The organism is Pseudomonas sp. S3_C06, from assembly GCF_054667675.1.
Genome location: NZ_CP162747.1, coordinates 5,215,237 through 5,228,433, shown reverse-complemented (window position 1 = coordinate 5,228,433; position 13,197 = coordinate 5,215,237). Strand labels below are relative to the sequence as shown.

Here is a 13,197-nt window from a genome sequence, read left to right as displayed (position 1 = left end):
GCCGTACAGGGATAATCGAATGTCCGAAAACCGCTGGGAAGGCATCGACGAATTTGTTGCCGTTGCCGAATGCAGCCAGTTCACCGCCGCTGCCGAACGTCTTGGGGTTTCTTCCTCTCACGTCAGTCGACAAATCGTACGACTGGAAGAGCGCTTGCAGACGCGGCTGCTTTATCGCAGTACCCGTCGCGTGACACTGACCGAGGCCGGGCAGACCTTTCTGCAACATTGCCAACGCTTGCAGGATGGTCGCGAGGAAGCATTGCGCGCTGTCGGCGATCTGACCAGCGAACCAAAAGGGATGCTGCGCATGACCTGCGCCGTCGCCTACGGCGAGCGGTTTATCGTGCCGTTGGTGACGCGGTTCATGGGGCTGTATCCGCAGCTGCGCATCGATATCGAATTGAGCAATCGCCAACTTGATCTGGTGCATGAAGGGCTGGATCTGGCGATTCGCCTGGGTCGGTTGCAGGACTCGCGCCTGGTCGCCGCCCGGCTGGCGCCACGACGCATGTATCTCTGCGCCTCTCCGTCCTACGTTGAACGGTATGGCCGCCCACACAGCCTGTCGGAACTGTCTCGCCATAACTGCCTCATCGGCAGCTCAGACATCTGGCAGCTTGAGCAAAACGGGCGGGAATTTTCCCAGCGGGTGCAGGGAAACTGGCGTTGCAACAGTGGGCAAGCGGTGCTGGATGCGGCGCTTCAAGGCGTGGGGTTGTGTCAGCTACCGGACTATTACGTGCTGGAGCATCTGCACAGCGGTGCGTTGATTTCGTTGCTGGAGGCGCACCAGCCGCCGAATACGGCGGTGTGGGCGCTGTACCCGCAACAGCGGCATCTGTCGCCGAAGGTGCGCAAGTTGGTGGATTTTCTAAAGGAAGGATTGGCTGAGCGGCCGGAGTATCGAAGCTGAGTGATGGGTTGCCTGAACTATCGCTTTCGCGAGCAGGCTCGCTCCCACAGGGGATCTCCAGTGGATACAAAATTCGTGTTCGGCGTTATTCAAAGGTGGGAGTGAGCCTGCTCGCGATGGCGATTCAACAGGCAACACAGCAATCAGCGGCGATTCGCCCAACGCTGACGCAACCATTCGAGATCTTCCGGCCGGGTCACCTTGAGGTTATCCGCCCGCCCCTCAATCAGACGCGGCTTCAGCCCCGCCCACTCCATTGCCGAAGCTTCATCGGTAATCACCGCATCCGCCACCAGACTGTCCGCCAACGCCCGATGCAACGCACCGAGGCGGAACATCTGCGGCGTATACGCCTGCCAGATCACGCTGCGATCGACGGTTTCCACCACACGACCGTGCTTGTCGACGCGCTTCAACGTGTCGCGCGCAGGGACGGCGAGCAAACCGCCCACCGGATCATCCGCCAGTTCATCCAGTAACTTGTCGAGATCATCGCGACTCAGATTGGGCCGTGCCGCATCGTGCACCAGCACCCAATCCTCATCATCAGCACCCTGCGCATGCAGGTGCAGCAAGGCATTGAGCACCGAGCCGGAACGCTCGGCCCCGCCCTCAACCCGCTGAATACGCGGATCGCTGACGCACGCCAGGTTCGGCCAGTAAGGATCATCAACCGCAAGACTGACCACCAGCCCTTTAAGGCTTGGGTGATCGAGGAAACAGCCGAGGCTGTGTTCGAGAATTGTGCGTCCGCCCAGTTGCAGGTATTGCTTGGGACGGTCCGCGGCCATTCGGGCACCGACACCCGCGGCAGGAATCACGGCCCAGAAGGCCGGCAGGGAATTGATCATTGGGCCAACTGGTAAAGGGTTTCGCCGTCCTTGACCATGCCCAGTTCGTGACGAGCCCGTTCTTCAACGGTCTCCATGCCCTTTTTCAACTCGCTGACTTCAGCGTCCATCACTCGGTTGCGCTCCAGCAAACCTTCGTTCTCGGCGTGTTGATCAGCAATCTGCTGATTCAGCTCGGCGACCTGCGCCAGACTGCCATTGCCCACCCACAGGCGGTACTGCAGACCGGCCAGTAGCAAGAGCAAAACGAGAAACAACCAGTAAGGACTGCGCATCGAATATCAGGTATCCAGTGAAAAAAGACAGCCACGCCAAAACTTTGAAGCATCTGATAGCACGAAGCCTGGAAGACCCAGGCTTGTGCTGTTAAGGCATCAGATTAGTGGCAAATCCATCGCTGTCACGACTTTTTCGACACAATCCGGTGTCCTTCCATCGATTCGTACTTAGCCGCGGAACTCGCTGCGACCGTTGTACTTGGCCTTGCCATTCAACTGCTCTTCGATACGCAGCAGTTGGTTGTACTTGGAAACGCGGTCGGAACGGCACAGCGAACCGGTCTTGATCTGGCCAGCCGAAGTGCCCACAGCCAGGTCGGCAATGGTCGAATCTTCGGTTTCGCCCGAACGGTGCGAGATCACTGCGGTGTAACCGGCAGCCTTGGCCATCTGGATGGCTTCCAGGGTTTCGGTCAGGGTGCCGATCTGGTTGAACTTGATCAGGATCGAGTTGGCGATCTTTTTGTCGATGCCCTCTTTCAGGATCTTGGTGTTGGTGACGAACAGGTCGTCGCCTACCAGTTGAACCTTCTCGCCGATCTTGTCAGTGAGGATTTTCCAGCCAGCCCAGTCGGACTCGTCCAGACCGTCTTCGATCGAGATGATCGGATAACGTTCGGTCAGACCTTTCAGGTAATCAGCGAAACCTTCAGCGGTGAACACCTGGCCTTCGCCGGACAGGTTGTACTTGCCGTCTTCGTAGAATTCGCTGGCCGCGCAGTCCAGGGCCAGGGTCACGTCGGTGCCCAGCTTGTAACCGGCGTTGGCCACCGCTTCGGAGATCACTTTCAGCGCGTCTTCGTTGGACGCCAGGTTCGGTGCGAAACCGCCTTCGTCGCCAACGGCAGTGCTCAGGCCACGGGCCTTCAGCACAGCTTTCAAGTGATGGAAAATCTCGGTGCCCATGCGCAGACCTTCCGAGAACGACTTGGCGCCAACCGGCTGCACCATGAATTCCTGGATGTCGACGTTGTTATCGGCGTGCTCGCCACCGTTGATGATGTTCATCATCGGCACCGGCATCGAGTAAACACCCGGCGTGCCGTTGAGGTTGGCGATGTGTGCGTACAGCGGCAGGTCCTGATCCTGTGCAGCCGCCTTGGCCGCAGCCAAGGACACGGCGAGGATGGCGTTGGCGCCCAGGGTTGCCTTGTTTTCGGTACCGTCGAGCTTGATCATCGCGTGATCCAGGGCTTTCTGGTCGCTTGGGTCGGTGCCCAGCAGCAGATCGCGAATCGGACCGTTGATGTTGGCTACCGCTTTGAGCACGCCCTTGCCCAGGTAACGGCTCTTGTCGCCATCACGCAGCTCGAGCGCTTCACGCGAGCCAGTGGATGCACCGGACGGCGCGCACGCGCTGCCGATGATGCCGTTGTCGAGAAGCACGTCCGCTTCCACGGTGGGATTGCCACGGGAGTCGAGAACTTCACGACCTTTGATGTCGACGATTTTTGCCATTGTTGTAAACACTCCAAAGTTGACGAAAACGACGCAGCTAGAGGAAATCTTTTTACCGTCGGCAAGGGGTGTGCAGCGGGCAGACTTGCAGACGATAACGCTCATGCCCGAGGGCATGAGCGACAAATCGTGCGGTACTTTACCGGAGAATTGAGTCTTACGCGGTTTCTACCGTCGGAAAACTCTTCACCAGTTCGTCCAAAGCTTTGAGCTGGGCCAGAAATGGCTCCAGTTTGTCCAGACGCAAGGCGCAAGGGCCGTCGCATTTGGCGTTGTCCGGATCCGGATGCGCTTCGAGGAACAGACCCGCCAGCGACTGGCTCATGCCCGCCTTGGCCAGATCCAGAACCTGTGCACGGCGACCGCCCGCGGAGTCGGCACGACCACCCGGCATCTGCAGCGCGTGGGTCACGTCGAAGAATACCGGGTACTCGAACTGCTTCATGATGCCGAAGCCGAGCATGTCGACCACGAGGTTGTTGTAGCCGAAGCTCGAACCACGCTCGCAGAGGATCAATTGATCGTTACCCGCTTCCACGCACTTGTTCAGAATGTGTTTCATCTCCTGAGGCGCGAGGAACTGGGCTTTCTTGATGTTGATCACTGCATTGGTCTTGGCCATCGCGACGACCAGATCGGTCTGGCGCGACAGGAAGGCCGGCAGTTGAATGATGTCGCAGACCTCAGCGACGACCGCGGCCTGATCAGGCTCGTGGACGTCGGTGATGATCGGTACGCCGAAGGCTTGTTTGATGTCCTGGAAGATGCGCATGCCCTCTTCCAGGCCAGGACCACGATAGGAGGTCACAGAAGAACGGTTGGCCTTGTCGAAGCTGGCCTTGAACACGTAAGGGATACCGAGTTTTTCGGTGACCTTCACGTACTCCTCGCAAACCTGCATGGCCATGTCACGGCTTTCCAGCACGTTCATGCCGCCGAACAGCACCATGGGTTTGTCGTTGGCAATCTCGATGTCGCCGACGCGGATGATCTTCTGTGCCATCGGGGTTACGCCTTCTTCTGGTGTTGAGCCAACGCTGCTTTGACGAAGCCGCTGAACAGCGGGTGGCCATCACGTGGTGTGGAGGTGAACTCAGGGTGGAACTGGCAAGCGACGAACCATGGATGATCCGGAGCTTCAACCACTTCAACCAATGCCGCGTCAGCGGAGCGACCGGAAATCTTCAGGCCGGCTTCGATGATTTGTGGCAACAGGTTGTTGTTCACTTCATAACGGTGACGGTGACGTTCAACAATCACGTCCTTGCCGTAGCAGTCGTGCACCTTGGAGCCGGCTTCAAGCAGGCATTCCTGTGCGCCGAGACGCATGGTGCCGCCCAGGTCGGACGATTCGGTACGCACTTCAACGGCACCGGTTGCGTCTTCCCACTCGGTGATCAGACCGACAACCGGATGGCCGCTGGCGCGGTCGAACTCGGTGGAGTTGGCGTCTTTCCAGCCCATGACGTTACGAGCGAACTCGATCACCGCCACTTGCATACCTAGGCAGATACCCAGGTAAGGAACCTTGTTTTCACGTGCGTACTGAACGGCAGTGATCTTGCCTTCCACGCCGCGCAGACCGAAGCCGCCCGGTACGAGGATCGCGTCGACACCTTCGAGCAGCGCAGTGCCCTGGTTTTCGATGTCTTCGGAATCGATGTAACGCAGGTTGACCTTGGTGCGGTTGCTGATGCCGGCATGACTCATCGCTTCGATCAGCGACTTGTAGGCGTCCAGCAGCTCCATGTATTTGCCGACCATGGCGATGGTCACTTCGTGTTCCGGGTTCAGCTTGGCGTCAACCACTGCTTCCCACTCGGACAGATCAGCGCTGCCGCATTGCAGGCCGAAACGCTCGACAACAAAATCGTCCAGACCCTGCGAGTGCAGGATGCCCGGGATCTTGTAGATGGTGTCGGCGTCTTCCAGAGCGATCACCGCGCGCTCTTCAACGTTGGTGAACTGGGCGATCTTGCGACGCGACGAAATGTCGATCGGGTGATCGGAACGGCACACCAGCACGTCCGGCTGCAGGCCGATCGAACGCAACTCTTTTACCGAGTGCTGAGTTGGTTTGGTTTTGGTTTCGCCGGCAGTGGCGATGTACGGCACCAGTGTCAAGTGCATCAGCATCGCGCGCTTGGCGCCGATTTCGAAACGCAGTTGACGGATGGCCTCGAGGAACGGTTGCGACTCGATGTCACCGACGGTGCCACCGATCTCGACCATTGCCACGTCAGCGTCACCGGCACCCTTGATGATGCGGCGCTTGATTTCGTCGGTGATGTGCGGGATCACCTGGATGGTTGCACCCAGGTAGTCACCACGGCGCTCTTTGCGCAGCACGTGCTCGTAGACACGGCCAGTGGTGAAGTTGTTGTTCTGGGTCATGGTCGTGCGGATGAACCGCTCGTAGTGGCCCAGGTCCAGGTCGGTCTCGGCGCCGTCGTGGGTGACGAACACTTCACCGTGCTGGAACGGGCTCATGGTGCCCGGGTCGACGTTGATGTACGGGTCCAGCTTCAGCATGGTGACCTTAAGTCCCCGCGCCTCCAGGATGGCCGCCAATGAAGCCGATGCAATGCCTTTCCCCAATGAAGAAACAACACCGCCCGTGACGAATATGTAGCGCGTCATGAAAAACCCTAGAAGTCTGCGTTAAAGCGGTACGAGCCGCCGGGGAAAGCGAAGGAAGGCCGAAGCCCCCGATCACCTGCATTAATCACAGTGCACCTTTCAAAAAAACCGCCGCGTTGGGACAGACCGGCAGGTGAAACACCGGTACGTTGCTCGCTACACATTTTTTGGAATCGCCCAGCAAAGACTGCTTGGTAATCGGCAACTCCTGCAATTCAGGCGAATCCACAGAAGTTGTATCAAGAAGGGAGCGTAGTCTACCGGAATGCTCCTTTCAGCTCAAACCTTGATCTTCGTCTGTTGGCAGCCAATGCAATTTCCAGCCGTCCTGCACATGACCATCAAGTCCCGGCAGGTTCGCCACCGCGAGCAATTCATCGCCGCGAAACAGCAGCGGCAATCTGCCACGGACGAAGCCCGGCACCGCGCGCTCATTGAGCAGGCGCTTGAGATCGCGGTGGCCGCGATCTGCCAGATGCATGACTTCGCCGCCCTGCCGATAGCGAATCTGCAAAGGCCCGACGGGAGTTTGCCCGCTGAACATGACACGTCCGTTATCGCCCAAGCGTAGCGCTGACGCGGGGCTCTGCCACTCGCAGCCGATCACCGGCGTGCGTAGCCAGTCACCGCTGAGCCACCACAGACGACCGGCACTGCGGTGCAACTCGCCATCGGCCAGACGCCAGATCGGTGAGGCATCAGGGGCGGCATCGCAGAGATCCGTCCAACCCGACCAATGGTCGGTGTCCGGCAGGCGCGTCAGCGGTTCGAGCCAGTGACTGAGGGCGTTTCGCTGGCGGGCGGCAGACAACGCCGCCAGCGGCGCGAACGCCAGCGACGGCAATCCCAGCCATTGGAAATCATGGGCGGTTGCCGCCTGCGCCAGATCAATCTGCGCCAGCTCATCGAGCAAGCCCTGCGCTTCACGCAGATGCGCGGCGCTGCGGGCCATGCTCACCTGCGCTTGCGGCCAGCGCCCGGTCAGCAGCGGCATGACTTGATGGCGCAAGTAGTTGCGCGAGAACTGCCGATCCTGATTCGATGGGTCTTCGATCCAGTTCAAGTGATGAGCCTGCGCATACGCTTCCAGCTCGGAACGAGAGACATCCAGTAACGGACGAATCAGTGTGCCCTGCCCGACTGGTCGCTGCTTGGGCATCCCCGCCAATCCGCGCACACCCGCACCACGCATGAATCGAAACAACAGCGTTTCCGCTTGATCATCACGATGCTGGCCAGTGAGCAACACGTCATTGGCTTGCGTCAGCGCACTGAACACGGCGTATCGCGCATTCCGCGCCGCCCGCTCCAGACTCGCGCCCGGTTGCACCCTCACCCGCTCAATCAGCAACGGCACCCCCAGCGCATCGCAGACAGACTGGCAGTGTTGTGGCCACGCATCAGCCGCAGCCTGAAGGCCGTGATGGATATGGATGGCGCCTAGCGCAGGGAGGGATTCAGATTTTGCCAGAGAGGCAAGCAGATGCAGCAGGACGGTGGAATCGAGACCACCGGATAACGCGATGCGCCAATGAGCGGCATTGCGCCAAGGCTCAAGGTTGAGCAACAGCCGGGAAGGCAAATCAATCATGGACTGACCCATATTTAACTCTTTGCCCCAAAACAAATGTAGGAGTGAGCCTGCTCGCGATAGCGGTGTGACAGCCAACACATTGGTTGAATGTTACGCCCTCATCGCGAGCAGGCTCACTCCTACAGAGGTATTGCGTTCGACTTAGAGACCGTAGCTCATCAGTCGATCATAACGGCGCTTCAACAGCGCTTCGTTATCGAACTTCTTCAGCATCGCCAGTTGCGAGCTCAGCTCGGCACGGATCGATGCAGCGGCGGCAGCCGGATCACGGTGTGCGCCGCCCAGAGGCTCGCCGATAACTTTATCGACGATGCCCAGACCTTTCAGACGCTCGGCGGTGATACCCATCGCTTCAGCAGCATCCGGCGCTTTTTCTGCGGTTTTCCACAGAATCGAAGCGCAACCTTCCGGCGAGATCACCGCGTAGGTCGAATACTGCAGCATGTTCAGTTGGTCGCAGACGCCGATCGCCAATGCACCGCCAGAACCGCCTTCACCGATAACGGTGGCAATGATCGGGGTCTTAAGACGCGACATCACGCGCAGGTTCCAGGCAATTGCCTCGCTCTGGTTACGCTCTTCAGCGTCGATACCTGGGTAGGCACCCGGGGTGTCGATGAAGGTCAGGATCGGCATCTTGAAACGCTCGGCCATCTCCATCAGACGGCAAGCCTTGCGGTAGCCTTCCGGACGCGGCATGCCGAAGTTGCGGCGAACCTTCTCGCGCACTTCACGGCCTTTCTGGTGACCGATGATCATCACCGGCTGATCGTCCAGACGGGCGATGCCGCCAACGATGGCGGCGTCGTCAGAGAAGTGACGGTCGCCGTGCAGTTCGTCGAACTCGGTGAAGATGTGCTGGATGTAGTCGAGGGTATAGGGGCGTTTCGGGTGACGCGCCAGGCGTGCGATCTGCCAGCTGGTCAGCTTGCCGAAGATGTCTTCGGTCAGCGTCTTGCTCTTGTCCTGCAGGCGGGAGATCTCATCGCCGATATTCAGCGAATTGTCATTACCGACCAAGCGCAACTCTTCGATCTTGGCTTGCAGGTCGGCGATCGGCTGTTCGAAATCTAGAAAATTCGGGTTCATAGGCGTCCGTCTTGGGTCGTGTCCCAAATGAGCTTGGGCCGGCCGGTTGTCTATTCGCGCCCTACCTTAAGGGAGAGGCGCGCTGAGGTCGAGATTAAAAATTCAGGTTGCGGGCAAGCGCAGTAATGGCACTCGCCGGTCAACGGTATTGGAGGAAGACGTTGTCTCGCCCGAACTGGTCACGCAGAGCCTGAATCAAGGCATCTGCCGGGTCGATCCGCCACGTCTCGCCAAACTGCAGCAAGGTCTTCGCATCCGGGCTGGTGTACTCCATGGTAATCGGGCACGCGCCGCGATGACGCTTGAGCAAATCACCCAACCAGCGTAGCTGATCGCCTTTCAGATCCTGGGTTTGCAGCTTCAGGCGCAGGCTCTCGGCGAGGTTGGTGCGCGCATCTTCCATGCTCATCACGCGTTTGACCCGCAGGCGCAGGCCGCCGGAGAAGTCATCGTTGCTGACTTCGCCCTCGACCACGACCATCGCGTCGGTCTGCAACAACGACTGCGCAGAATGGAACGCATCGGCGAACAGCGACGCCTCGATCCGCCCCGAGCGGTCGTCGAGGGTGATGAAACCCATCTTGTCGCCCTTCTTGTTCTTCATCACCCGCAGGGCAATGATCATCCCCGCCACGGTTTGTGTATCCCGGGCCGGTTTCAGGTCGATGATGCGCTGACGGGCGAAACGGCGGATCTCGCCTTCGTATTCGTCGATCGGGTGACCGGTCAGGTACAGGCCCAAGGTGTCTTTCTCACCCTTGAGACGCTCCTTGAGGGTCAGCTCCTTGGCCTTGCGATGGGACGCGTAAACGTCGGCATCCGCCTCGACGAACAACCCGCCAAACAGGTCGGCGTGGCCGCTGTCGTGGGTGCGGGCGGTCTGTTCGGCAGCCTTGATCGCCTCTTCCATCGCCGCCAGCAGCACGGCGCGGTTACGGTCGATGTTGGCTTGATAAGCCTTTTGCTCGTCGTGGAAGTACGGGCCCAGACGATCCAGCGCACCGCTGCGGATCAGACCGTCCAGCGTGCGTTTGTTGATGCGCTTGAGGTCGACCCGCGCGCAGAAGTCGAACAGATCCTTGAACGGACCTTCCTGACGCGCTTCGGTAATCGCCTCAACAGGACCCTCACCAACGCCTTTGATCGCGCCGAGGCCATACACGATGCGGCCATCGTCGTTCACCGTGAACTTGAACTCCGAAGTATTCACATCCGGCGCGTCGAGACGCAGCTTCATGGTGCGAATTTCTTCGATCAAGGTCACGACCTTGTCGGTGTTGTGCATATCCGCCGAGAGTACCGCGGCCATGAATGGCGCCGGGTAGTGGGCTTTCAGCCATGCCGTTTGGTACGACACCAGACCGTAAGCGGCGGAGTGGGATTTGTTGAAGCCGTAACCGGCGAATTTTTCTACCAGGTCAAAGATGTTACCGGCAAGGTCGGCGTCGATATTGTTGGTCGCGCAACCCTCAATGAAACCGCCGCGCTGCTTGGCCATCTCTTCCGGCTTTTTCTTACCCATGGCACGACGGAGCATGTCCGCACCGCCGAGGGTGTAACCGGCCATGACCTGAGCAATCTGCATCACCTGTTCCTGATACAGGATGATGCCGTAAGTCGGTGCCAATACTGGCTTGAGGCCTTCGTACTGATAATCCGAGTGCGGATACGCCAATTCAGCGCGACCGTGCTTACGGTTGATGAAGTCGTCCACCATGCCGGACTGCAGCGGGCCCGGACGGAACAGGGCCACCAGTGCGATCAAGTCTTCCAGGCAGTCGGGCTTGAGCTTTTTGATCAGCTCTTTCATGCCGCGCGATTCAAGCTGGAACACCGCAGTGGTTTCAGCTTTCTGCAACAACGAGTACGTCGGTTTGTCGTCCAGCGGGATAAACGCGATATCCAGCGGCGGCTCGTTGACCTTGGCGCGGTCGCGGTTGATGGTTTTCAGCGCCCAGTCGATGATCGTCAGGGTCCGCAGACCAAGGAAGTCGAACTTCACCAGGCCGGCGGCTTCGACGTCATCCTTGTCGAACTGGGTAACCAGGCCGTCGCCGGCCTCGTCGCAATAGATCGGCGAGAAGTCAGTCAGCTTGGTCGGGGCAATAACCACACCACCGGCGTGTTTACCGACGTTACGCACGACGCCCTCAAGCTTGCGCGCCATCTCCCAGATTTCTGCCGCTTCTTCATCGACCTTGATGAAGTCACGGAGGATTTCTTCCTGCTCGTAGGCTTTTTCCAGGGTCATGCCGACTTCGAACGGAATCATCTTCGACAGACGATCCGCCAGGCCGTAGGACTTGCCCTGCACCCGCGCCACGTCACGCACCACCGCTTTTGCGGCCATGGAACCGAAGGTGATGATCTGGCTTACCGCGTTGCGGCCGTATTTCTCGGCCACATAGTCGATCACCCGGTCACGACCGTCCATGCAGAAGTCGACGTCGAAGTCGGGCATGGATACCCGTTCCGGATTAAGGAAACGTTCGAACAGCAGGTCGTATTCCAACGGGTCGAGGTCGGTGATCTTCTGCACGTAAGCCACCAGCGACCCGGCACCCGATCCACGGCCAGGACCTACCGGCACGCCGTTGTTCTTGGCCCACTGGATAAAGTCCATCACGATCAGGAAGTAACCGGGGAAGCCCATCTGGATGATGATATCCAGCTCGAAATTCAGCCGATCGACATAGACCTGACGCTTGGCTTCGTAGTCTTCGGTGGTGTCCTTGGGCAGCAGCACCGACAGGCGCTCTTCGAGACCGTCGAAGGACACCTTGCGGAAATATTCATCGATGGTCATGCCATCGGGGATCGGGAAGTTGGGCAGGAAGTGAGTGCCCAGCTTCACTTCGATATTGCAGCGCTTGGCGATCTCGACGGTATTTTCAATCGCGTCGGGAATATCGCTGAACAGCTCGATCATTTCCTCGGCGCTTTTCAGGTATTGCTGATCGCTGTAATTCTTCGAACGCCGCGGATCGTCGAGGGCGCGGCCCTCACCGATGCACACGCGGGTTTCATGGGCGGCGAAGTCTTCCTGCTTGATGAAGCGCACATCGTTGGTCGCCACCAGCGGCGCGCCGAGCTTGTCGGCGAGGGCAACGGCGCCGTGCAATTGCTCTTCATCGTTGGGACGGTTGGTGCGCTGGATTTCCAGATAGAAACGATCCGGGAACACCGCCATCCACTCGCGCGCCAAGGCTTCGGCCTCAGCGGGGTTGCCGCCGATCATGGCCATGCCGATCTCGCCTTCTTTGGCGGCGGACAGCATGATCAGGCCTTCGTTGGCTTCGGCGACCCACTCGCGTTCGACGATGATCATGCCGTTGCGCTGGCCTTCGATGAAGCCGCGCGAGATCAACTCGGTGAGGTTGCGATAACCCTTGGCGTTCATCACCAACAGGCTGAGCCGGCTCAGCGGTGCATCCGGGTCTTTGTTCGACAACCACAGGTCGGCGCCGCAGATCGGCTTGATGCCTGCGCCCATGGTGTTTTTATAGAATTTGACCAGGGAACACATGTTGTTCTGGTCGGTGACCGCGACGGCAGGCATGTTCATGCCGGTCAGCGCCTTGACCAGTGGCTTGATCCGCACCAGCCCGTCGACCAGCGAGTATTCAGTGTGCAGGCGTAGATGAACGAATGAAGCCGGCATAGTGATCCTGTCCAGTTACATAGAGACAACAAGGCCCGGATTGTACCGGGCCTCGAACAAAACATCAGCCTTGCGACTAAACCTGTGTCAGGCCTTCGAGCGCTTCATAAGCCTGACGCACCGGGGCGAACGAGCGTCGGTGAATCGGCGTCGGGCCGAGACGTACCAAGGCTTCCAGATGAACGGGCGTCGGGTAGCCTTTATGGCCGCCGATGCCGTAACCCGGGTAGATCAATTCGAAAGCAGCCATTTCGCGGTCGCGACTGACTTTAGCGAGAATCGACGCAGCAGCAATCGCCGGCACCTTGCCGTCGCCCTGCACCACCGCTTCGGCGCGCATCGGCAACTGCGGGCAGCGGTTGCCGTCGATCATCGCCAGTTTCGGCTGAATGTGCAGGCCGGCGACCGCGCGCTGCATGGCCAGCATGGTCGCGTGGAGAATGTTCAGCTCGTCGATTTCTTCGACTTCGGCGCGGGCGATGCACCAGCTCAGGGATTTCTCGATGATTTCGTCGTAGAGCTTTTCGCGCTTGGCTTCGGTGAGCTTCTTCGAATCGTTAAGCCCGAGAATCGGGCGGTTCGGATCGAGGATCACCGCTGCCGTGACCACGGCACCGCACAACGGGCCGCGACCGACTTCATCGACGCCGGCGACCAGTTCGTCGACTTCGGCGACCAGGGTGAAATCCAGGCCCATCTGCATGCTTGTC

10 protein-coding genes are annotated in these 13,197 nt (G+C 59.2%); 1 reads left to right on the top strand and 9 read right to left on the bottom strand.

From position 1 onward, the window contains the following. Nucleotides 1-19 precede the first annotated feature (19 nt). Nucleotides 20-916, top strand: coding sequence for a LysR family transcriptional regulator (locus AB4N44_RS23120; protein WP_127926020.1), 897 nt, complete (start codon nt 20-22; stop codon nt 914-916). Nucleotides 917-1,059: 143 nt separating this feature from the next. On the opposite strand, the gene ispD is transcribed toward AB4N44_RS23120, so the two are convergent. From ispD to rnhB, 9 genes are all read right to left on the bottom strand, one after another. Continuing rightward, the gene (ispD, locus tag AB4N44_RS23115; protein WP_127926019.1) at nt 1,060-1,767 is read right to left on the bottom strand and encodes a 2-C-methyl-D-erythritol 4-phosphate cytidylyltransferase; all 708 of its coding nucleotides are present in this window, start codon (nt 1,765-1,767) and stop codon (nt 1,060-1,062) included. Beyond that, nucleotides 1,764-2,042, bottom strand: coding sequence for a cell division protein FtsB (ftsB, locus tag AB4N44_RS23110; protein ID WP_007908838.1), 279 nt, complete (start codon nt 2,040-2,042; stop codon nt 1,764-1,766). Before ftsB ends, ispD begins: the two co-directional genes overlap by 4 nt. Before the next feature lie 171 nt (nt 2,043-2,213). Further along, nucleotides 2,214-3,503 carry a phosphopyruvate hydratase gene (gene eno, locus AB4N44_RS23105; RefSeq protein ID WP_042557893.1) on the bottom strand — a complete coding sequence of 430 codons (1,290 nt, stop codon included), beginning with the start codon at nt 3,501-3,503 and terminating at the stop codon, nt 2,214-2,216. Between the two features lie 157 nt (nt 3,504-3,660). Then, complete coding sequence (gene kdsA, locus AB4N44_RS23100) at nt 3,661-4,506, bottom strand: 3-deoxy-8-phosphooctulonate synthase (RefSeq protein WP_016985082.1); 846 nt, start codon at nt 4,504-4,506, stop codon at nt 3,661-3,663. Nucleotides 4,507-4,511: 5 nt separating this feature from the next. Next, on the bottom strand, nt 4,512-6,143 hold the full coding sequence (locus AB4N44_RS23095; RefSeq protein ID WP_150749439.1) for a CTP synthase: 1,632 nt from the start codon (nt 6,141-6,143) through the stop codon (nt 4,512-4,514). Between the two features lie 274 nt (nt 6,144-6,417). Further along, nucleotides 6,418-7,746 (bottom strand): tRNA lysidine(34) synthetase TilS, encoded by a 1,329-nt coding sequence (gene tilS / locus AB4N44_RS23090; protein WP_460107346.1) that lies wholly within the window; start codon nt 7,744-7,746, stop codon nt 6,418-6,420. A gap of 132 nt (nt 7,747-7,878) precedes the next feature. Next, entirely contained in the window at nt 7,879-8,826 is a 948-nt protein-coding gene (locus tag AB4N44_RS23085; RefSeq protein WP_127926017.1) for an acetyl-CoA carboxylase carboxyltransferase subunit alpha, read from the bottom strand. A gap of 139 nt (nt 8,827-8,965) precedes the next feature. Next, on the bottom strand, nt 8,966-12,487 hold the full coding sequence (gene dnaE, locus AB4N44_RS23080) for a DNA polymerase III subunit alpha (RefSeq protein ID WP_127926016.1): 3,522 nt from the start codon (nt 12,485-12,487) through the stop codon (nt 8,966-8,968). Between the two features lie 76 nt (nt 12,488-12,563). After that, complete coding sequence (gene rnhB, locus AB4N44_RS23075; protein WP_127930358.1) at nt 12,564-13,190, bottom strand: ribonuclease HII; 627 nt, start codon at nt 13,188-13,190, stop codon at nt 12,564-12,566. Between the last annotated feature and the right edge of the window lie 7 nt (nt 13,191-13,197).